General features: G+C 65.8%; 19 protein-coding genes. 9 read left to right on the forward strand and 10 right to left on the reverse strand.

Features of this window, described 5'->3' with window-relative positions:
• The first annotated feature begins 67 nt into the window (after nt 1-67).
• From IPM18_15040 to IPM18_15060, 5 genes are all read left to right on the forward strand, one after another.
• Nucleotides 68-1,057, forward strand: coding sequence for an ABC transporter permease (locus tag IPM18_15040; GenBank protein MBK9120894.1), 990 nt, complete (start codon nt 68-70; stop codon nt 1,055-1,057).
• Nucleotides 1,054-1,947: an ABC transporter permease gene (locus IPM18_15045; GenBank protein ID MBK9120895.1), complete on the forward strand. Its 894-nt coding sequence runs from the start codon at nt 1,054-1,056 to the stop codon at nt 1,945-1,947. Before IPM18_15040 ends, IPM18_15045 begins: the two co-directional genes overlap by 4 nt.
• Nucleotides 1,948-2,173: 226 nt before the next feature.
• Complete coding sequence (locus IPM18_15050; GenBank protein MBK9120896.1) at nt 2,174-3,160, forward strand: tetratricopeptide repeat protein; 987 nt, start codon at nt 2,174-2,176, stop codon at nt 3,158-3,160.
• A 130-nt stretch (nt 3,161-3,290) separates the two neighbouring features.
• The gene (locus IPM18_15055) at nt 3,291-3,458 is read left to right on the forward strand and encodes a hypothetical protein (protein ID MBK9120897.1); all 168 of its coding nucleotides are present in this window, start codon (nt 3,291-3,293) and stop codon (nt 3,456-3,458) included.
• Nucleotides 3,455-4,069 (forward strand): DUF4230 domain-containing protein, encoded by a 615-nt coding sequence (locus IPM18_15060; GenBank protein ID MBK9120898.1) that lies wholly within the window; start codon nt 3,455-3,457, stop codon nt 4,067-4,069. Before IPM18_15055 ends, IPM18_15060 begins: the two co-directional genes overlap by 4 nt.
• A gap of 57 nt (nt 4,070-4,126) precedes the next feature.
• On the opposite strand, the gene IPM18_15065 is transcribed toward IPM18_15060, so the two are convergent.
• The 9 genes from IPM18_15065 to IPM18_15105 form a co-directional block, all read right to left on the reverse strand.
• Nucleotides 4,127-5,038: a hypothetical protein gene (locus tag IPM18_15065; protein ID MBK9120899.1), complete on the reverse strand. Its 912-nt coding sequence runs from the start codon at nt 5,036-5,038 to the stop codon at nt 4,127-4,129.
• A gap of 326 nt (nt 5,039-5,364) precedes the next feature.
• Nucleotides 5,365-6,966, reverse strand: coding sequence for a DUF3466 family protein (locus tag IPM18_15070; protein MBK9120900.1), 1,602 nt, complete (start codon nt 6,964-6,966; stop codon nt 5,365-5,367).
• A gap of 131 nt (nt 6,967-7,097) precedes the next feature.
• Nucleotides 7,098-8,642: a VCBS repeat-containing protein gene (locus IPM18_15075; protein MBK9120901.1), complete on the reverse strand. Its 1,545-nt coding sequence runs from the start codon at nt 8,640-8,642 to the stop codon at nt 7,098-7,100.
• A gap of 207 nt (nt 8,643-8,849) precedes the next feature.
• Nucleotides 8,850-10,064: a lipopolysaccharide heptosyltransferase II gene (gene waaF, locus IPM18_15080; protein MBK9120902.1), complete on the reverse strand. Its 1,215-nt coding sequence runs from the start codon at nt 10,062-10,064 to the stop codon at nt 8,850-8,852.
• Nucleotides 10,065-10,418: 354 nt separating this feature from the next.
• Nucleotides 10,419-10,949 carry a hypothetical protein gene (locus IPM18_15085; GenBank protein MBK9120903.1) on the reverse strand — a complete coding sequence of 177 codons (531 nt, stop codon included), beginning with the start codon at nt 10,947-10,949 and terminating at the stop codon, nt 10,419-10,421.
• Nucleotides 10,950-11,116: 167 nt separating this feature from the next.
• Nucleotides 11,117-12,202, reverse strand: a complete 1,086-nt coding sequence (locus IPM18_15090; protein ID MBK9120904.1) for a hypothetical protein — start codon at nt 12,200-12,202, stop codon at nt 11,117-11,119.
• A 272-nt stretch (nt 12,203-12,474) separates the two neighbouring features.
• Nucleotides 12,475-13,503: an NAD-dependent epimerase/dehydratase family protein gene (locus tag IPM18_15095; protein MBK9120905.1), complete on the reverse strand. Its 1,029-nt coding sequence runs from the start codon at nt 13,501-13,503 to the stop codon at nt 12,475-12,477.
• Between the two features lie 271 nt (nt 13,504-13,774).
• Nucleotides 13,775-14,884 (reverse strand): tetratricopeptide repeat protein, encoded by a 1,110-nt coding sequence (locus tag IPM18_15100; protein ID MBK9120906.1) that lies wholly within the window; start codon nt 14,882-14,884, stop codon nt 13,775-13,777.
• A gap of 65 nt (nt 14,885-14,949) precedes the next feature.
• The gene (locus IPM18_15105) at nt 14,950-16,071 is read right to left on the reverse strand and encodes a site-specific DNA-methyltransferase (GenBank protein ID MBK9120907.1); all 1,122 of its coding nucleotides are present in this window, start codon (nt 16,069-16,071) and stop codon (nt 14,950-14,952) included.
• Nucleotides 16,072-16,252: 181 nt separating this feature from the next.
• On the opposite strand from IPM18_15105, the gene IPM18_15110 reads away from it, so the two are divergent.
• A complete protein-coding gene (locus IPM18_15110; protein MBK9120908.1) occupies nt 16,253-16,807 on the forward strand; it encodes a metal-dependent transcriptional regulator in 555 nt (184 codons plus the stop codon).
• Entirely contained in the window at nt 16,804-17,229 is a 426-nt protein-coding gene (locus IPM18_15115; GenBank protein MBK9120909.1) for a ferritin-like domain-containing protein, read from the forward strand. The genes IPM18_15110 and IPM18_15115 overlap by 4 nt, the downstream gene beginning before the upstream one ends.
• Before the next feature lie 390 nt (nt 17,230-17,619).
• On the opposite strand, the gene IPM18_15120 is transcribed toward IPM18_15115, so the two are convergent.
• Complete coding sequence (locus IPM18_15120) at nt 17,620-17,886, reverse strand: hypothetical protein (GenBank protein ID MBK9120910.1); 267 nt, start codon at nt 17,884-17,886, stop codon at nt 17,620-17,622.
• A 1,178-nt stretch (nt 17,887-19,064) separates the two neighbouring features.
• Between IPM18_15120 and IPM18_15125 the strand changes: the two genes are divergently transcribed.
• Both IPM18_15125 and IPM18_15130 read left to right on the forward strand, forming a co-directional pair.
• Nucleotides 19,065-19,289 (forward strand): transposase, encoded by a 225-nt coding sequence (locus tag IPM18_15125; GenBank protein MBK9120911.1) that lies wholly within the window; start codon nt 19,065-19,067, stop codon nt 19,287-19,289.
• A gap of 53 nt (nt 19,290-19,342) precedes the next feature.
• Nucleotides 19,343-20,065 carry a transposase gene (locus tag IPM18_15130; GenBank protein MBK9120912.1) on the forward strand — a complete coding sequence of 241 codons (723 nt, stop codon included), beginning with the start codon at nt 19,343-19,345 and terminating at the stop codon, nt 20,063-20,065.
• The last annotated feature ends 500 nt before the right edge of the window (nt 20,066-20,565 follow it).

Consider the following 20,565-nt stretch of genomic DNA (forward strand, 5'->3'; position numbering starts at 1 on the left):
AAGTCGGATCGCAAGGCCGGCGTGTGACCTCGTTCCCACGCCGAGTCATTCCCGCCATAATCTCCCCATGCTCCGCTTCGCGCTCCAGCGGCTCCTCGCCTTTCCACTGCTTCTACTCGCTATCTATGCTTGCGCCGTATTTCTCATCATGGCCACCCCCGGCGAGGGCCTCGAGGGTGGAGAGCGCGAGCTGCCCCCCGAGGTTCTGCAGCAGAAACGCATCGCCTTCAACTACGACCGCCTTATCACGGTGGCCGCTGCCGACGGTAGCGTGACGGCGGTCATTACCCCTGTTCCCTGGTACGAACGCTATTTCTGGCTCTGGCCGAAACGGCTCTTCTGGGATCAGGATCTCCCGGCTCACCAGTACGAGGACTGGACGGTTGTCGAGATCCTGCGGCTTGCGCTGCCGGTCTCGCTGCAACTCGGCACCCTGGCGCTGGGGCTCGCCGTTGCGCTCGGGCTGGCCGGTGGACTCGTTGCCGTCGGCTGCCGCGGCCACTGGCTCGAGCACGTCTCCGTGGGGCTGGCGCTGGTCGGAATCTCGCTGCCGACCTTCGTGATCGGCGCCGTACTCCTCATCGTTGTCGGTGTTTGGCTCGGCGCCCTGCCGGTTGGCGGCTGGGGCTCACCCGCTCAAGCCATCCTGCCCGCGGTTACGCTCGCCCTGCCCTACGCGGCCTACATCGCCCGCCTGACACGCGCGGCGCTGCTCGACGCGTATTCGGAGGACTACATCCGTACGGCCCAGGCGAAGGGGCTCGCGCCGCACACCGTCCTGTTCGAACATGCCCTGCGCAACGCCCTCCTGCCCGTACTGAGCTATCTCGGACCAGCCGCCGCGGCGATCTACACCGGCTCGTTTGTCGTGGAAAAAATCTTCAGTGTGCCGGGCATGGGCACGCACGTGGTGGAGTCCATCAACAACCGCGACCAGAGTCTGATCCTCGCGACCGTGATGATCTACGCCCTCCTGCTTGCGAGTTTCAACCTGCTTGTGGACCTGCTTTACGGGTTGGTTGATCCCCGCATCCGGGTCGGAGCACGCGCCGCATGACCCCCACGAGCGCCGTCTGGTTCCGCTTTCGCCGGCACCGCCCCGCGGTGCTGAGTCTGCTGCTGCTGGCCGCGCTGGTGGCGGTCTGCTTTGGGTTGCTGCCGTGGTCGCTGAGCGGCATGCGGGTGCAGGATCTCGCCGCGACGCGCGTCCCGCCCTCGGCCGTATACCTGCTCGGAACTGACGACGTGGGCCGGAGTCTGCTCTGGCGCACACTTTACGGTGGGGCAATCTCGCTCGCGCTTGGGCTGCTGTCGGCGGCCATTGCGGTGTTCATCGGCACGCTCTACGGCGCAGTGGCGGGATACGTCGGAGGGCGACTCGACGAGCTGATGATGCGGCTGGTGGATGTGCTCTACGCGCTGCCGACACTGCTGTTGGTGATGCTCTTTACCGTTTCGGTCGGCGCGTGGATCGAGCACACCGGGTGGTTGGACTCCGAGATGACGCGCTTCGTGGTGCTGATCCTCGCGATCGGCGGCGTAAGCTGGTTGACCATGGCGCGCGTGATCCGCGGACAGGTGCTCTCGCTGCGCGAGCAGCCGTACATCGAGGCGGCCCGCGCGCTGGGCCTGCCGCTGCCGCGGATCATCCTGCGTCACATCCTGCCGAACCTCGTTGGTCCGATCGTGGTATTCGCCACACTCACGGTGCCGCAGGCGATTCTGCAGGAGTCGTTTTTGAGCTTTCTCGGCGTGGGTGTGCAGCCCCCGCAGGCAACCTGGGGTTCGCTTGCGGCCGATGGGGTGCGCCTGCTGAACCCGGTGCGGTTTGATTGGTGGCTGATCGTGTTTCCCTGCGGCGCTCTTTCACTGACGCTCCTGGCCCTCAACTTCCTGGGCGACGGTCTGCGCGACGCCTTCGATGTGCGGGCGGGTCGGAATCGCTGAGGTCGATCGTCCGGCGCCGTGCCCGAAGCGCGGTGCCCTGCGGCCACAGTTCATCCACGTGCCACGCTGCGACGTCCAATAACATTCCAGCCGCGCGTTGGAAGCTGCCGATGTGGATTGACGGTGCCGTGGGTGTGCGGTACCACCCGTGTCGAGCGGCGCTACCCACCGCGTGGCCGAGGTCCGCCGCCCGCAGATCACTCGTAGACCAGACGGAGCGCCCCAGATGCCTCGCTGCTTTGCACTCGCCTGTTGCCTTGGCGCCCTGCTGTGCGCCGGCTGTGTCTTCACACGCCCGATCGCGAACGAACGCCTGCGCGAGGGCGACGCCGCACTGGCAAGCCGCAACTACGCGCTTGCCGTTGCCGAGTTTCGGGAAGCGGTCCGCCTCGATCCCACCTTTGCCGAGGGCCATTATAAACTCGGGCTCGCGCAGAAGGAGTCCGGCAACCTGGAAGAGGCCGCCTCCGCATTACAGGAGGCCGTGCGTCTCGACCCGAATAACGCCGCACCGCTGTTCGAGTTCGGTGAAGTGCTGCGCCTGCTGCAGCGCTCCGCGCAGGCCATCCGCGCTTACGTCATGGCGTGTGAGCTGGAGCCGCGCAACTTTGACTACCGCTTCCGACTGGCCTCCGCCTACCACCAGTCCGGCGATTTCGAACAGGCCATCGCGGAGTACGAGCGGGCTCTCGGTCTGCGCCCGCAGGACGCCTTTGTCTACAGCAACCTTGGAGCCGCCCTGGCCGCGCTTGGCCGCGACTACGAAGCCATTCGCGCCTACAAGCAATCGCTGGAGGCCGATGAGGCGCAACCCATTGTCCTCGTCAACCTCGCGACCGTGTATCTCAATCAGGAGCGGTGGGATACGGCCCGGCGCACGCTCGAAGCCGCGATCGAGCGCCACCCTGACCTTTCCCCGGCACACGAGCGCATGGGCTACACGCTCTGGCGCATGCAGGATCTCCTGTCCGCCGCCGCGAGCTACCGTCGCGCCATTCAGCTCGATCCGCGTAACTCCGCCGCCCGCGCCGGCTACGGCGTGGTCCTGATGACGCAGTACCTCGACGATCCGTCCAACGTCTCCCTGCGTGATGAAGCGGTGGAGTCCTGGCACCGCAGTCTGGAGCTCGATCCGAACCAGCCCAAGCTGCGCGAACTTGTCGAGAAGTACCGCCCCAAAGCCGAGCGCCCACCGCTCCAGTTCGAGAATTGAGTGTCCCGGGCCGTTCTGCGCGGGCGACGCGCCGAAGGGCCGCCCGGCGGCAGCGCCTGACGTTTCGCGCTCCGCTTGGTCTGTTATGCTGTAAGGGTTGCTGCAACCTCGACCCACGGATGGGCGTATCATGTTCCGGTGGCGGGATGCCACACGCGCGCTGCCCCGTGTGCTTTGGCTGCTCCTCGCGGTCGCCGCCCTGGCCCTCGCGGGCTGGGTGCATGCCTGTGCCTGCACCGGCGGATTGCCCGAGTGGCGCTCCGTCGGCCATCCCACCGTCACGGATGACTTCCCATGACCTCCGCTCCCGCGACACCTGCGCTGCGCGTCCCAGGACTCATTGCCTGGCCGCTGATCCTGGCCGGTCTTGGCACGATCCTGTGGATGACCTACCAGTACGGCGCCGCGCACGCGCCGCGCTCCGCCTTTGCCAGTGTCTCCGCCGCGCCCCGCATCGAGGATGTCCGGGCGCTGGCGCGGCTGGCTGTGCTGCGGATTCGCGTCGCGGATGTGATCGAGGGCACCACGCGCGGCGGCCGGGCCGCGGTGATTGTGAAAGGGGACGGCGACATTTCCGTGGACATGGACTCGATCGCGATCGAAGCCGTCGACACCGCTGCGCGCACTGCGACGCTCCGCCTGCCGCGTCCGCGGCCGGACCGCCCACGTGTCGACCACGATGCGACTCGGATCTTCGAGTTGCGCAAGACGGGGCTCGCGAGTTTGAATCCGTTCGCAGACCCCCGCGTCGACCTGCTCCATGACGCCATGCGGGCCGCCCAGGCCCAGATCAGCGCGCTGCTCGACGATCCGGATCTGGTCAGTCGCGCACAACAACAGGCCGAAGCGGTCCTCACCGCCTTCTACGGGCAACTCGGCTGGAACGTCACCATTGAGTGGCGGCCGTAGGTCGGTTTCAACGGCCTGCTTCCTCTGCCCCCATGGGCGTCCACCGACGCGTCGGCCTCAGTGCACGGCCGGGATCCCACCAGCCGCGCTCCACACCGCCTCGGACGACTCTGCCGCGGTCAGCAGCGCCCAGCGTAGCCGGAGCAGCAACAGCAGGGTCAGGATGCCGAACACGAGCATGCCGATTCCAGCCGGTATTATCAGGAACATCACACCCGTCACGGGTCCGAGGCCCGGGCCGGCCCCGGTTGCGCCGCTCAGTGCCAAGTTGACGACGGTGAGGATGCCGCCGAGCAACATGATCCCCAGGCAGACCACGAAGCCCCATTTCAGGAACCGTGCCCGGCCGGCCAGCTTCGGATCCGGCACGCGTCGCAGCAAATACTCGTAGTAAGTGAACTTCGCGAATTCACCCACCAGGCCGATGAGAGTCGCGATGACGCCGAGCACGGCGAACACGATCAAGACCGCACCCGGCGGGGAAAGCTGCTCGGTGGCGAGCGTGAGCACCTGTGCACCGATTCCGACCAGCAATGCGAAGCGGATCACCTTGCGCGCCGTTATCGTTGGATCCTCTCCGAGGCCGCTGGGGTCCGGCTCCGTCATGAGCCAAACACCGTAGAAACTGACGAGCCCCAAACCGATCGAGAGGGCTTGCTGCAAGCCCTCAGTAGCCAGCAGCGTCCCGCCCAGGCAGCCGAGCAGTACTGACGCCAGGATCATCCATAGGATGATCGTGATTCCCCGGGCGACCGTGCGGATCCAATTCGGGTCGGCATATCTCAGCAGATCCCCGAGGGTCGACAAGCCCACGGCCGTGCCACACTCGGGGCAGCGGCCCTCCGGCGAGAGACCGCGGAGGTTGTAGGAGCACTTCCGGCAGGGCAGATCCTCTGCCAGCATCCCATGCTCGTCGAGCCGCAGACGTGCGGCATCCTCCAGCCGCAGGGCCGGGTCCGGAATGAACATTACGTGATCCTCCCGTAAACTGCTGGCCTACCGACATGGCGGTACACGGCGCCGCTGCCGCAACCCCACATCGGCAGGGTAACGCCGCCGCGCGGTCACCCGCAAGGCAAAACGGTCAAACCCGTCTCTTTGTCCCCACTTCCGACCCTAGGCCCAGCCGGTGGAGGCACCGGCGGCCTCCCCACACAGAACGCCCCCGCGGGCGCCGCGGCGTTGGGCTGGTGCACTGCACCCCGACTGTCAGATGGGGTACCGGACGCACCTATCAACACCCCCCCGCTGCACTTCGTCACAGGCCGGTGCGGTGCTCCGGCTATGTCGCGTGCCTACCGTTTCCGATTTCCCAACCGCATCCAACCCAGTCCGACCAGCATCACCGGCAGGAACGTCAGCGCACCAGCGCCGCACAACCCGAACGCCGGTGCGACCGGTCCCCCGCCGCCGTCTCCAGTCCCACCCGTGCCACCTGTCGTCGGCGGCCCGAAATCCGTCTGGCTCGAGAACAGGGGGGCCGTGGCGCCGCCGGGTGTCACCGGCCGTGGCGACTCGCCGTCGGGGACATTCTGATTGGGGTCGAACACGCTGGGATCGACCAGCACCGGGCTCAGCAGGAACGCTCGCGTCGCCACGCCGTTCGAGCCCTTGATCGCACCCCATCCCACGATGACGCCGTCGGCGTTGATATCGCGCGCCTCCGTCAAGGTGATGGTCGGCGTGACGGAATTGCCATTCTCATCCAACAGGTACAACAGCGTATTGAGATCCTGCATCTGGCCATTGCGGTACACGAATGCGCGCCGTTCGCTGCGATCGTTCTCGGCCCAGCCCACGATGTCGCCGCTGTCGTTGACACCCGACGCTGAGCTCGATCCGCGATTGGGGTCGGTACGCAGCGTGCCGAGGTCCATCATCGTGCCGGCTGACCAGCGAAAGGCCCGCGTGACCCGCTCCCCGCTGGCGGACCGGAAATCCGACTCTCCCACGACCAGGCCGTTGTTATTGACGTCGCGGCCCCAACTGTTCGTTCCGCCCAGGGTGCCCAGGTCGAGCATCAGCACATTGACGCCGTTGCCGCCGTTCGCGATCGACTGTTCGAACGACGTGTTCCCATTCGCATCCATGAACCAGGTGTCGCCCACGCCGTCGTTGTCCGTATCCAGCGGCATCAGCAGGTAGGCGTGGTACGCCACCGTGCCGTCGGCCTTGGTCACGTAGGCGTAGCCGGTCACGTAACCGAGATCGTTCACTGCGTGCGCGCTGCTCACGGGGTCCGCGGCCGAAGACATGATCCCGAGGTCAATCATGAGGTCGTTCACGAAGTCCTGGTTCGCATCGATGCTGAAGCGCCCGCCCTGGGGCCGTACGAGGAATGCATGGATGACGCCGTCCGTCCGGTCCGCCCAACCCACGATGTGGTTCTTGTTGCTGATCCCGGTGGCCACGCTGTCGTGCGCGATGCAGGGATGTCCGAGCGTCAGCAGGTTCGTCAGCGCATCACCGGGATAGGGCGTCGCCAGGTCCGTCAGCACGGCCGGCCGCGCGACGAACGCGTGCGTCGCGAGCACGTCACTCGGGTCGCAGTCCACCATGGTCCAAGCCGTACCGACGATCTGGCCACCGTTCGAGATCGCATAACCCTCGCTGCGGTCCTGGTCGAAGATCGGGTGCTTCAACTCGAAATGCACCAGTCCGTGCAGGTCAGTCGTGACCCGGTTGTGCCAATGCGCGGAATGCCGCGTCTGTCCGACCGCCATCCAGCCGATCACCTGCCCGATATCGTTGACCGCATAGGCGCGGCTCTCGCCGCCATCCTTAGCGGGCAGTTCGATCAGTTGGAAACGTTCCACCAGGACGCCGTTCTGTGCCCAGCCGCTGCCGACGCACGTGCCGGCCAGGAACGCTGCCACCACCAGGTTCGCTTTGCGCATCAAATTCTGCTTATACATCGCTTCGTCTCCGGACCCCCACAGGGGTCGCGTTCTCGCGGACCGCGACCGGCCGAGCCGGCACGACCGCGGCGCGCCCGCCGTAACGGACGCCTGCTCCACACCCCGCGCCCCTACGGCGTCGAAATCAGCTCGTTGCGCACCCAGGACACGCGGTTCGCATTCGCCGCCGGAGCGTCGATTACCACGACGAGATCGACGTCGCCGTCGCCATCGAGATCGCCGTAGCCGAGGAAACCGACGTCACCCGCGGGTTGGAAATCCATGATCACGTAGCCGGTCCACTCGTGCAGTGGGGTTGGACCCGGCTTGAAATAGCGCAAGGCGCCATTCGTGCCGCCGACCACCAGCTCGCGTTGTCCGTCGTTGTCCACGTCGATGCCCTTCACGGTGCGCGGCTCGAAGCTCTGAAAATTCACGATCGGAACCGTGAACCAGTCATAGCCACGGTCGAGGACCGATTCGGGCTGCACAAAGAGCACGAGCTGCATCTGGTCCGGGCTGGTCGCCACCACGTCCACGCGGCCATCACCGGTGATATCCAGCACGTCGATCGTGAAGGCCCCGCGCACACTGCCGATGCGGCGCTGCGTCCACGGCAACCCGACATCGATCGGTCCCGGACGACCCGGGTTCTCGAACCAGGCCACCTGCACGTTGCGGTCGTCCACGGCCGTCGAAACCAGATCGAGGTCGCCGTCACCGTCCACGTCGTAGGCGTAAAGGTGCCGCGCCCCTTCGCGATCGAGCACGTTATGGCGCTCGTGCTGTCCAACGACGATCGAGGCCCAGCCCCGGCCGTCCACCGCCCGCCCCGGGTTCAGCAGCACCTGGATCGAGCCGGCCACAATTTCGACGGGTTCCAGGTTCAGGTCGGGCCGCGGTTCCAGACTCACGCGCAGCCGGCGCGATGCGGCGATGTCGTTGTTGCCGTTGTTGCTGAAATCGCCGATCACCACGCTTGTGTAGCCCTGTTCGACGGTCACAAGGTAGTTGTTCACATCCGCCGCCGGTCCGATCGCCTGCTTGATCAGCACTTGCAGCTCGTCCTCGGAGATCATCTCCGTGGTGTTGTCGAGCAGTTCGAGTTCTGGTGTGGCCGCACCCCACTCACTCAGCACGTGCGTGCGGTCTGAGAGTGAGGGGTGGCGGAGATAGACGATGCCGTCGCGGGTTGCTGCAACGATGTCGAGGTTTCCGTCGCCGTCGATGTCACCAACGGCGATGTCCTGGAGGTTCGCCCACGAGTTCCCGCCACCGTCCAGTGTCAGACTTTGGAACTGCACCGTCCCCGGCGGGCCATAGCTCAGCAAGATCTGGATCACGCCGGATTTGTCATTGTTGTAGGCGACCACCGGATCGACCTTGCCGTCGCCGTTGAAGTCCACCAGCACCGGCGTGCGCTGCATGTCCGCGGGTCGGTACGTGGTCGTCGAAACCACCCGCCCCTGCGTGAACGTCCGCGACTGGATCAGTACCTCGCTGAAGGTCCCGTCGCGATTGCGCGCAAACACACTGCCGGCGACGCGGCTGTCCCCGCCGCCACAGTTGCCATCGATCAGGCACCAGCGGTAGTCCGGCGCGCAGCCGGTACTCAGCAGGGTGAGGGCCCCCAGGCCTGCCAGCGCGCAGGCCACGGTGTTACGGCGATTCGGCATGGCAAGAACTCCTCACGGTCGCCGCTGGAGAGCGCGACCCGCGAACCACATCCTTCGCTTATCGGGTCGGCTCAATGGGGGGTGCGCTTGACTTTCGCAGCCCCTCCGCGACTGAATCCCGCGGCGCTGCGGGGGAGGCCGGCGCGCCGCGCGGCGCACGCGATCCGTACTGTCAAAGTGTGCAATTCGGGCAAGTTGGGAGGGAACTCAAATCTGTGTTGCGGAAGCCGCGCTGCCAAGCACCGGGAGCGGCGGCACCGCCTGCGCCAGCCAGCTTTCCCGGACCGCCCGATAAACCCCCTCCGCCCCCAACTCCTGCATGCACGCGTGATGTCCCAGCGGACACCTTCGCCGCCGGCACGGCACGCATGGCAGCACTCGTTGCACCACGCGCCCGCTTTCGGTGTAGGGGCCTGTCCGCGTCACATCGGTGGGTCCGAATACCGCCACCACCCGCCGCCCCAATGCGGCGGACACATGCATCGGGCCGGAATCGTGACACAGCACGACCTCGGCTAGGGCGAGCACGGCCACCAGTTCGCGCAGCGTCGTGCGCCCGACGAGATCCACCACCGGCACTCGCAGGGCTGCGCGGATTTCGTCCGTGTAAGTCCGATCATCCGGCGCGCCGAGCAACACGGCCGGCGCCCCCAACTCCTCGTGCGCCCGCGTGATCACCTCCGCCAACCGGTCCGGCCGCCACCGCTTGGACTCCCACCGCGCACCGGGCACGACCGCCAGGAATGGCTGCTTCCGTGCGGCCGGTGTCCGCCCGGCGCGCGGCAGCGCTCCTCCAGGGTCGTGGTCGTGCTCTGGCGCCCCAGCCCCCGCGCGTGCCAGCAGCTCTCCGACCGCAGCCAGCTCCGCCGCCCGCAGCCCCAACGGAAATTCCTTCCGGGGCCGCGGCAGCCCCAGCCGCTGGGCCACCGCCCGGTTGCGGTCAATGGCGTGGCGTTCCCGCGCGCCTGGCCGTACGGCATGGGTATAGAAGAGCCAACCGAACTCGCGCGCGTTTCCGAAGCCGATGCGCCAGGTGGCCCCGCTGGCCCACGCCAGGAAGCCGCTGCGCACCAGTCCCTGCAGATCGACGACGAGATCGAAGCGCCGCGTGCGGAGGTCGCGGACGAACCGCGCGAACGCTGCGGCCGCGGCCGGGTCGCGCAGCATGCGCCCGTAGTGCCGCCGGTCGAAGCGAATGACTTCATCGAGCAGCGGGTGCTTGTCGAGGAGCGGCGCGAAGGCGTTGGCGACGAGCCACGCGATGTGGGCGTGGGGATAGGCCGCCCGCAGTGCGGCGAGCACGGGCAGGGCATGGACGATGTCGCCCAGCGAGCTCGGCTTGATCAGCAGGATCCGCCGCGCGCGCGGCGCCAGCAAGCGTGGGGAACGCTCATCGGAGAAGTCGCCGGGCACGACACGCATGGTGGCACAGTATACGGCCGGAGACGGGTTCAGCGACTCTGATATCTCGCAGAACAGCCCTTGGGGAGCCGGTCAGAAGCCGATACGGGTATTCCTGCCACGTCGCTTCCTTCCGCAAGTGCCGCGCGGAAATCTTCGCGATACGCCGCGCCACTTCTCGGGTGGCATGTTGCCTCGGTGCGCCACCGAGTTGAAGCGGAGAATCACCGGACACTTACCCTCTTCGATACAACGCGAGGCCGAGCGCCATTCTGGACTTTCGCAGTGCACCGGCGGGGTCGCAGGGAATGTCGCAAACTCGCCTCCTGCGATCCGGTGCCGCCACACGGCGTCACTGCATCACATAGCCCCATATCAACCCGTAGCCAAGAAGAACGCTAAGTGGCCCCACCCACAGTCGCTGCAAGCTACGTGATCGTTCACGCTGTCAACAAGGCATGTTCCCATGCCGCTGTGCTCGATGCGCCCGTGTACGTCGAGTGTGTATTCCTTCACGGCAAGTGAGACACTTGTCCCTTCGGCGATAAGGAGGATTTGCCGGCGATCGTCGAGGGGGAACCATGAGGCCCCAAGGTTCCCCCTCGGGCGCACCCTCCTTCCCCATCCAGCGCAAGGGGCGGGCGGGAGGTCCGGCTCGCCCGGCGGCGAGCCGTTGATGGTGTCGCCACCCTGGCTGTTCACACGGACCGGCTCGCCAAAGGTCGTGTATACGGCTGTGACCGCTCCCAGGGCGCCGGTCTCGTCGGAAGTCTGTGTCGTCGAGCCGATCAGGTCGCGGTGGAAGAAGCGCACGAAGGCGTTCTGGTCGACCGTCTGGTCCGCGAGAATGCCCATCCCCGCCAGGTAGCGCCGCTGCTCCGTCATCACCGGCGTCTGGCCGGTCACCCCGACGCCGGAATCCGCGTCGCCGGAGGGTCCATTGAAAAGCGGATCGCCGCATTGCCCTTCATGGTCGCGGTCTTCGTTGAGAGGGCGCTGGTGCGAGATGGCACTCTCGCACCAGCGATTGCGTCCACACCGTGCCGTTCACACGGTCTCACCTTCCGGCTGGCTTACGGGCACACGTGCCCAGTCTTGATCTGCGCGATGAACCCGCTGATGTCGGCGAAGTTCACCGTGCCGTCGCCGTTCAGGTCGCCGTTGAGCCAGGGGCAATCGACGGGCCAGTTGTCGGGGCTGCCGGCCTTGATGGCGGCGATGAACGGAGAGATGTCGGCGAAATTCACCACGCCGTCGCAGTTCAGATCGCCGGCGCAGAGCACCGGGCCCGGGGCGCGCAGCAGCGTGACATACTGGCCGTTGGCCGCGGGGTACACGTTGATGGCATCCCAGCCGCCCCCGGGAACCGCCCGCACCTTGAACAGCCCGCTGGCGGTGGCAACAAAGTAGGCCCCATCTCCCAGCAGGTAGGCGCCGCGCGTCGAAGCGTTGCCGAAGAGTGTCGCGGGGATGAACGCCCGCAAGGTGGCGTCGCTCTCGAAATGGTAGATGCCACGAATCTCGGTTCCGCCGAGCGAACCCGCCACCAGCACGGAGTTGTCGTCGAGGATCACCACCTGCTGCGGCGTGCTAAAGCCCGCCGCGAAGATGCTCTGCTCGACGCCGGTGAGTGAGTACAGGCGCACGCTGTTGTTGGTCGAGTTCGACATCAGCAGGCCGCCCTGGTACGGCTCGGCGTCAAAAAGACTGAGATTGAGCGGCAGGAAATCGACCGGCGTTCCGGCGAAGTCGTACACCGCGATGCCGCGGTTGGCGCTGGTGGTCGGCCAATGGGCGAGGTAGACGCGGTCACCGGAGACCCCCATCCCGCGCAGATTGTCCAGCGGCAAGTCGCCGAGGAACGTCGTGATCGAACCGAGATAGTTGCTATCGAGGTCGAAACGGAAGATCGCATCGCGCACCTGGTCGGAAATCCAGATCTCCTGGCCGACGTGTGCGGCTTCCTTCGGCGTGAAGAAGGTGAATGGCAGCCCGACGTCGGTAATCCAATTCTCCTCGACCAGGGTGCCATCACTGGCGTCGAAGAGCATCACGCGACCTACGCCGCCGAAGCCGTCGACGACGAGAAGTTGATCAGCGGTTGCGTGGATTGCGAACAGTCCGAGAACGGCCATCGTGGCCCATGATAGGTGCTTCATCACGTTCCTCCAGAAATGAACCCAGGCGAATCACAGAATACCCGATGGTCCAACGTCGCCCGTTCGACGTCAGACCGCGCATGGCAGCGGCCGAAGGCCAGCCGCCCCCACCACGCGACGCCCCAGAATATCACATCGGGCGTCCTTTCCCAAGAAGAATTGTGCCGCTGGAAACGTGGGGCTGGCCCGGGGCCGGGCCAGCCCGGAACGGGCCGTTGCGTCATGGCGCGAGCGGGGACGCCGGCAAGCGGGGCAGAGCGGATCGCGGTTTGTCAGGGGTGCGATTCGGCGTAGAAGCGGGAGATGCTCGGGATGAGGTACTCGTGGAACGCCCGCTGGAGGTCATAGTCCGGCTGCCACCCCCAGTCGCGCCGGGCGGGCGTATCGTCCACATCCGCGGGCCAGGTGTTGACGATCTGCTCGCGGGCGCGGTCGGGCTCGAAGCGGATCTCGGCGCTGGGAAAGGCCTCGAGCGTGAGGGCCCGGACCTCGGCCGCTGAAGGGCTGAACGCGCCGACGTTGTAGACGCACTGGCCGAGCTGTTCCTGCGGGGCGGCGGCGAGCGCGATGAGGGCCTTGATGGCATCGGGCATGGCCATGAAAGGGATGCGGGCCTCCGGTCCTACGAAGCAGGCGTAGGGCTTGCCTTGGGCCGCCGCGTGCAGCATTTCGGGGGCGAAATCGCTGGTGCCGCCGGTGGGCATGGTCAGGGCACTGATCAGGCCCGGAAAGCGGATCGCGCGGAAGTCAACGCCGCTGGCGGTCCACTCGGCCGCGAGTTGGCGATAGTGAAAGGTGTAGTAGCGGCCGAGGTGTTCGCAGTAGAGCTTGTTGCAGCCGTACATAGTGGTGGGGAAGTTCCAGTCGACTTCGCGCACCTTGCCGGCGCGCTGCTTGGCCTCGAGGTTGGGCAGGCCGTACGCGGCGATGGAACTGGGGAAGAGGAACTTCACACGATGGCCGTGCCAGCGGGCCTGTTCGTGGGCGAGGCGAATCAGCTTGAGCGTGCCCTCGACGTTGACACTGTGGGCGGTTTCGGGGGTGTACTCGGAGCGGGTGCTGAGGAGGGCGGCCAGGTGAAAGATCGCGTGAATCTCGTACTCGCTGACCAGGCGGCCCATCAGGAAATCGTCGAGTATGTCGCCGGTGATGGAGGCGAGGCAGTACGGTTGGAGGTGCTCGTCGACGGGCTTGAGATCGAGCGCGACGATGTCGTGGCTGTCCTGGTGTCGCAGGTACTCGATGAGGCCGTGGCCGATCTCGCCATTGGCGCCGGTGATCAGGGTAACGGGCTTCCGCATGCGTCCGACTCCGAGGTCCAAGGGGTGGCGCTGGCCGCAGGGGGGCAGCGACCCGTGTCGCCGCGGCCCCGGGGGCCGTTCCGGACAAAGAGGTAGGATATTGGTTTGGGCCGGCCAGGGGAAGGGGGTCGGCAGGTCGCAGGCAACGGCAGGGCAGTCCCGCAGCCCAGCGATACGGTCCCACCCGAGCGAATACCCGCCGGGGGTCTGCCACCGACCAGCGCGTCGCCATCACGCACACCTGGGGGCGAACAGAGGTACCCCGGCGTGTTCAGCTCGCCGCTGCCTCGGTCGCCTTCTGCTGCAACCGGGGCAATTGCTCGCGCAGCGCCACGGCCTGGGGCGAGTCCGGGTAGCGGGCCACCAGCTCGTTCGCAATCTCCAGCGCCTCCGCGAACTGGTGCTTGCGAATCAGCTCCTTGATGTCCCCTTCCATCCGCTGCCGCCGGATGATCTCCGCGTTCGCCCGCAGCGTCGGCAACTGCTGCCGCAATTCGAGCGTCTCCGGCGAGTTCTGGAACCGCACGATGAAGCTCTCGACGATCCGCAGCGCCGCCTCCCAGTCCCGCCGATTCGTGGCTTCCTGGGCCTGCGACATCAGCTTGGAGCGCTCCTCCGAGGTCGCCTGGTCGCGCGCGGCCGCGACGCGCCGGGCCAGCGTCTCGACCTTCTCAGAGTTCGGGTGTCGCTGCCGCAGCGTTCGCACCGTATCCAACGCCCGATCCCAGGCCCCCAGTGACGCCAGTTCGTCCACTTCGCGTGTCGCCGCGTCGACGTCGTGTGTCTCAAACTTCTGCCGGGCCTGCTCGACCTGGCCGGCGAGTTGATCCCAGACCGGCAGGCCGGGGAATCGCTCGCGCGCCCGCTGCAACCGCTGGTGCGCTTCGGCGAGATTGTGCTCACGCAGTAAGGTCGGAACCATCAGTTCGAGCTGCTGCACGAGGTCCGCCGACTCATTTCTCAACCGCGCCGCACGCTCGTCGTCGCTCAGCAGATTGATGTCGCGCACCTCGCGCGTCAGGTGCACCAGTTCCGACAGCAGGTGCATGGTCTTGTCACCGCGCGGGTCCGTGTTCGCCGGTCGCGGGGTATTTCCGCCCATGGCGGCCTGGTCCCGGGCGTCGATCAGTTGACGCAGGATCTCGGCGGTGCCCCACAGCAGTGCCGCGAAGCCCCAACTGGCCAACAGCAGCGCCACCACCTGGAGATACTCGGTGAGGCGCGCGGGCTCCGGCTCCCGATGGCTGAGATCCCAGAAGTGGCCGAGTGCCCACACCAGCGCTACGAGGGCACTCAGACTCCCCAGGACCGTCAGAGCGACGGCCGCCAATCGTCCCTGATCGAGGCCGTCCGCGGTGGATGGGTCATCGTACTCCGGCATCGCAGCTCCTCCATGTCACGCGCCTCATTATTCGGGCCCGTGCCACGAAAAGCCAGCACCCGGGGTCAGATCGCCCTCTGCCGGGATTCGCCGGGCGGCGCGTCCCCGGCCTGACTCCGGCGGCGCGTGGTCTGCCGCAGAATCCGGCGCTCGTACCGCTTCCCTTCCTGCTTCGCGTGGCGGCGCGCGACAAAGGGCAGGTCGTTCGGCAGCTTGGGCATGACCTTGGTCTTGCCGAGCGCCTCCAGTCGCTCGCGGACTGCCTCGGCCGTGTAGGTGGTCCCCGCCCGCGCACTCAACGACGTTGCGATCACCTTCAGCGCCACCAGATTCGGCAGCAGGTTGTGCAGCGCCACCCCGGTTTCACGGTACAGTTGCAGCAGCATCTCCTCGTGCAGCGCAGGCCAGACACCGTCCACCGGCCGGGCGCCTAGTTCGTTGCGCAGCGGCTCGAGCCGCGCCCGCACGTGTGCCGCGTACTCGGGCGACAGGTCGATTCCGACGTACCGGCGCCCGAGACGCTTGGCCGCCGCCGCCGTGGTGCCGCTGCCGATGAAGGGGTCGAGTACGACTTCGCCGGGATTGCTACTGGCGGAGACGATCCGCATCAGCAGTGCTTCGGGCATCTGGCAGCCGTGGAACCCAGCACGTTCCTTGAAGGTGCCGCACACCCGGGGAAACTCGGTCCACACGTCATCCGGCAAGCGCCCGAGGGGATTCGCCCGCAAGTCCTGATACTCGGTGTGGCGGGCACTCGGGAAGCGCAACAGGTGATCGTTGAAAGTGAACTCCGTCCGGTCCTTCGTGAAGTAAAAGATGTGGGTGTGACCGCGGGCAAACTTGGTCTTGGCACTCTGTCCAAACGTGTAGTGCCAGATGATCCAGTTACGCAGGTGCAGGCCCAGCTCGCGACCGAGCACCCGGATGTCGGCCGCGAACTCGTCACCGATGGCGATGTAGAACGACCCGGTGGATTTGAGGATGCGCACACAGGCCGCCATCCAATCGCGCGTCCAGAGCACGTACTCGGCGTCGGGGCGGTCGTCGTTGTAGCGGTCGTAAACGTAACCGATGTTGAAGGGGGGGTCTGCGAACACGAGGTCCACGCTGCCGGCCGGCGCGGCGTTCAGCAGTTCGATCGAGTCGCCACAATATATTGTATCTGGGGTAAGTTCGAACATAGACATTTTGTGTCTCCTCACGACCCCATCATGCCGTCGCGTGCCGTCGAATTCAAGTTGGATCTTCTCGGGAACCATTCCGGTTGCGACGCGCCGTAAGGCCGGGGGAATTCGCCGGGGCCGGGCTGTCGGTTCCAGCCACCGCCCGTACAATTCGGTACCGAAGCCACTGCTGAGGGAGCCCGCATTGGAAACCGGCGATACCTGGAAGAAGTTCGACGAAAACGTCATCACCCATAGCGCCGCGCATCACCTCATGGCGATTCACGACCTGATCGAGCGCTTGGGGTATGCCCGCGTCTCCGATGTCGCTCGACAGCTCAACATCACGCGCGGCAGTGTCTCGATCTCCCTGCAGCCGTTGAAACGGGCGGGGCTGGTGGAACAGGATGAGAACCGCCACTTGCGGCTGTCGGACACCGGTCAGCAACTGGTCGGGGCGGTCAAGGCGAAACGGCTGCTGCTGCGTCGCCTGTTGGCGGAGGTGCTGGGGGTGCAGCCGGAGCAGGCGGAGATCGACGCCTGCAAGCTGGAGCACCTCGTCAGCAACGAGACGGCGCAACATGTGCTCGCCTTTCTGAAGTTTTTCGATTCGGATGCGGCCCGCACCAGCAGTTTCGTACGGGCGTGGGCGGGGGCGTCCGCTGCCTGCCGGCAGGATCCGGAGGGCTGTCCCACCTGTGCCGATGAGTGCCTGGCCGCCGCGGTCTCCGAGCAAGCCGTACCGAGGAGCGATTCTTGAGCCACCTTACATCCGAAGACGCCGTGCAGGAGCTGAACCGGCTGTTCGCCGAAGAGGTGGAGGCCGCGCTGCGCTACTTGCACCTTTCATACGCGGTGCGCGGCATCGACAAGCTGCTGGTGGGACCGGTGCTCAAGGCGGCCTTCCAGGAGACGGTGGACCATGCCGAGGTGATCGCGCGGAAAATCCGCTCGCTCGGAGCGGTGCCGAAGCTGGAGGTGAGCATTTCGCTGCCGCCGGAATCGATCGGTGCGAAGCAGGCGCTGGAGATGGCACTGACCTTTGAGGAGGCGGCACTGGAGGCCTACCAGGACACGCTGCGGCGCGTGGAAGGGCAGGTCGCGCTCGACCGCTTCATCCGTGAGCAGATCGCGGTGGAGTCCGAGCACGTCGCCGAGTTGAAGCAACTGCTGGTTGATTGAGTCACGCGGACGCAGCGCGAGCACTCCTCGCCTCCGTGCGCCGACCGTCCCCCTCACAGGGAGGACCCCAGGGAGGTCACGCAGCGTGCCCCCTCCACCGTCCACCCACCGGTCACTCGGTGGCCCTACCGGTCAGCTCCCGTCGCTATCAGCCCGTCGCTCCCTTCGGCTCGCCCGCCTTCTCGGTCTCGGCGCGCTTCCGCTTTTCCGCCGCGCGGGCTTCCTCGCGCTGCTTCCTCGTGGGGATCGTCTCCAGCCGCGCCTTCAGCCGCTCGAACGTCTGGTTCACCGGCCGCAGCAGCAGGTTCAGGCGTTCCTCGGCCAGCCGCATGTCGCCCGCGGTCTTCGGCTGGGACTCCTTCACGCGGCGGAGGTCGTCGGCCCGGCGCTTCAGATATCCGTCGCGTCGCTCCTTGGCCTCCGCGAGGATGCGCTTGCACTGTTCCACCTGGCCGGGATCGAGCTCGTAGCGCCGGATGAACTCGAGCACGTACTGGTCCCAGTCGTCCCACTTCGAGACCAGCACCGCGTCGACCTCGGCGTACAGCCGCGCCGTGCGCTTGGCATACGCCTCATGGTCACCCGCCGCCGGCTGCGTGGTGGGGGCACCATCGGACTCCGCGGCCTCGCCGGCCGCGGCCCGCGCCGCACGCTCATCCGCCGCCCGGAACATCGCCTCCACGCGCGGATCGCGCGTGACCAGGCCCTGCTGCCGCAGTTCCCGCCACTGCGTGAACGTGACCAGTCCGTGCTCGGACCACATCATCTGCTCCGGTGCGCCTTCCAACCTCACGGGCATGCCCGACCAGATGCCGATGTCCGCGGGTGTCAGCACGTCCGGAATGTCGGGCGTATTGACCTTCAGGTACTCGACCTCGGTGCTGCCGAGGACATTGTCACGTCCGTCGGCATACACCGCCTTGACCGGCACGCAGACCCCGTTGATCCACTCGTAGTCCAGCACGACGCGCATCGCGACCTGCTCACCCAGCCGTTCCTCGACCTCGACCGCGTTCCAGTTCAGCGCCGGATCGAGCTGCCACTTGAAGGTTCGCTCGTCGTCCCGAATGCGTGCCTCGACGATGTGCAGCCCGTTCTCGTCCACACTTTCACGATACTCGATTGCACTGCCGGAACCCGACCTCTGCAGATTGCCGGCAATGGTGGTTGTCGGCGACATCATGAGCGCAGCGGGTCGTGCTACCATGCCCAGCGATCGATAATCAAGAACCCTACCTTCGTAGGCCCGTTCCGCGAGCTCTGCCCGGGCGGAGAGTGCGCGGCGGTGTTTTTCCCAATAGCCGTCGGATGTGCGCAGCCGCGACACAGGAAATCGAACTGGCTCCCCCTCTGTGTTTGTTCCAGTGACTCCATCTTCTGTACCGTCGAGGTGAAAAGCAACGTAGTCCCCGTTGACCGTCGACCGCGTCTGAAAGATACCCCATTCCGGCATGTACCTTCGGACCCGCAGTTCTGCCGCAATCATCGCCCGGGCTTCTTCGAAGCGCCGCAGGGCCTCCGGCCGACCCTCTCCCCACTCGGCTTCAACTCCTTGAGCCCGGGTCTGACCAACTACTCCACTCGCGAGACCCACGCACGCCGTGATGCGCATGACCCGCATGATAATCGTGTTTCGCCTCATGCTGGCTGACATGAATCACTGCTCCTATTGTCGAGTGCGTGCCTCACGACTGACCCGAGCAGCGCACACACTGCTACTGGTGACGGCACTCAATGTCCATTACAATTCGACCACGTAAGCAACAGCCGACAACACACCAGAGACATGAGGCTATCTCAAAACCGGGACACCTGTTGACTTTGTACAATGATGCATGTTGACACTCACGAATGAGCAATTGGATTGGCTGGCGGACAGGATTCCGGATCGGCCGAAGAGTCCGAAGGGCGGCCGGCCCGTCGCGGACAAGCGGCGGACGCTGCGCGGCATCTTCTGGATGCTGGACAACGGCGCGAAGTGGAAGGACCTGCCGCGCGAGTTCGGCGCGGGCCACGGTGCACCGTTGGTTCCAGCGCTGGACGCGCGAAGGGCTCTTTGAGCAGGCCATGCGGGCCGCCGGACGCCTGGTCGAACGGGCGCGGCGCGTACCGCGTGTACGAATGCTTCATCGACGGCACCTTCGCCAAGGCCCGGGGCGGCGGTGATGGGATCGGGCGCGGCCACCTCGGAAAAGGCGTGAAAATCATGGTTCTGGTCGATGCTCGCGGGTTGCCGGTGGCGATCGATACCGCGCCGGCGGACGCCCACGAGAGCCGCTGCGTGCAGGCGCTGTTCGACTTCGTGCTGACGCGCGAGACGCCGCCGCGCGTGATCGGCGACAAGGCGTACGACAGCGACAAGCTCGACGAAGAGCTCGCACAGCGCGGCATGGAAATGATCGCGCCGCATCGCGGCAACCGCAAGCCGGAGAATGTGACACAGGACCGCCGGCCGCTGCAGCGCCAAGCGGCGCTGGACGGTGGAGCGGACGATCTCCTGGATCCAGAACTACCGCCGGCTCTGCATCCGTTGGGAGAAGTCGAGCTGCCTGTTCAGCGGCTTCTTGCATATGACCTGTACGCTTCTCTTGCTTTCAGAGGTTTTGAGATAGCCTCATGGCTCATCGTCGGTGAAGAGGTTGGGATGCAGGAAACTCGATTCGATGATCCCGAATCCATGCCAAAATTGGCATCCCGGCTCGACGAGACACGGCTCGCCTTCCTTTCCTTTGTCATTCGTAGCACACAGCCAGCGATAGCCGCACGGCTGAGGATTGCTGTAGATGAGTTTTCCGGGCGACGTGGCGGTGAAAGAGGATGGCGCGTACACCGTTGAATGCCAGCCCCTTCCCTGGCAGGTACGGCCCCACACGTCGCCCACACACTTGCAGGTTGCGGTGTTTCCAACCGGGAATCCCGAGCACGTGTGTGGTGCGTCGAGCTCCCCGCACCCGATCGGAACCGCAATCTCACTGGCCAGCATCGGCGTCCCCAGACCCAACACGAGCACGAGCACACAAACTACAATCAGTCGCGCACACATCGTCGAATTCCCCTTCGATTCCAGAAGTGTTGCAAGTCCCCGCGGCTTGCCCCGCGCCGCCCGTCGCTACGGGCAGTTACCACAGTCTACCCCCCCCGTGCATCTGTCAAGACAAATATCGGAAGCCCGCATGGTAATCCCAACCTCTGCACCTTCGCTCTTCATCCCTCAGGTCCGGCCACTCACCACAACTCTCCACCATGAACGCATTCATCCGCGAACATGAAACGGTACGACCGTCGCCCAAACCTATCATGTTGCATCTTGTTGCTCATAGGCAACATGCAGATTGC

It is taken from the genome of Phycisphaerales bacterium, assembly GCA_016716475.1.
Classification (GTDB): domain Bacteria; phylum Planctomycetota; class Phycisphaerae; order UBA1845; family Fen-1342; genus JADJWG01.

Bases quoted from the DNA above. Each gene is read 5' to 3' on its own strand.
- IPM18_15040 (MBK9120894.1), top strand. From the start codon at position 68: ATGCTCCGCTTCGCGCTCCAGCGGCTCCTCGCCTTTCCACTGCTTCTA.
- IPM18_15045 (MBK9120895.1), top strand. From the start codon at position 1,054: ATGACCCCCACGAGCGCCGTCTGGTTCCGCTTTCGCCGGCACCGCCCC.
- IPM18_15050 (MBK9120896.1), top strand. From the start codon at position 2,174: ATGCCTCGCTGCTTTGCACTCGCCTGTTGCCTTGGCGCCCTGCTGTGC.
- IPM18_15055 (MBK9120897.1), top strand. From the start codon at position 3,291: ATGTTCCGGTGGCGGGATGCCACACGCGCGCTGCCCCGTGTGCTTTGG.
- IPM18_15060 (MBK9120898.1), top strand. From the start codon at position 3,455: ATGACCTCCGCTCCCGCGACACCTGCGCTGCGCGTCCCAGGACTCATT.
- IPM18_15065 (MBK9120899.1), bottom strand. From the start codon at position 5,038: ATGTTCATTCCGGACCCGGCCCTGCGGCTGGAGGATGCCGCACGTCTG.
- IPM18_15070 (MBK9120900.1), bottom strand. From the start codon at position 6,966: ATGCGCAAAGCGAACCTGGTGGTGGCAGCGTTCCTGGCCGGCACGTGC.
- IPM18_15075 (MBK9120901.1), bottom strand. From the start codon at position 8,642: ATGCCGAATCGCCGTAACACCGTGGCCTGCGCGCTGGCAGGCCTGGGG.
- waaF (MBK9120902.1), bottom strand. From the start codon at position 10,064: ATGCGTGTCGTGCCCGGCGACTTCTCCGATGAGCGTTCCCCACGCTTG.
- IPM18_15090 (MBK9120904.1), bottom strand. From the start codon at position 12,202: ATGAAGCACCTATCATGGGCCACGATGGCCGTTCTCGGACTGTTCGCA.
- IPM18_15095 (MBK9120905.1), bottom strand. From the start codon at position 13,503: ATGCGGAAGCCCGTTACCCTGATCACCGGCGCCAATGGCGAGATCGGC.
- IPM18_15100 (MBK9120906.1), bottom strand. From the start codon at position 14,884: ATGCCGGAGTACGATGACCCATCCACCGCGGACGGCCTCGATCAGGGA.
- IPM18_15105 (MBK9120907.1), bottom strand. From the start codon at position 16,071: ATGTCTATGTTCGAACTTACCCCAGATACAATATATTGTGGCGACTCG.
- IPM18_15120 (MBK9120910.1), bottom strand. From the start codon at position 17,886: ATGAGCGTGCGGCGCGGGCCGCGGCCGGCGAGGCCGCGGAGTCCGATG.
- IPM18_15125 (MBK9120911.1), top strand. From the start codon at position 19,065: ATGTTGACACTCACGAATGAGCAATTGGATTGGCTGGCGGACAGGATT.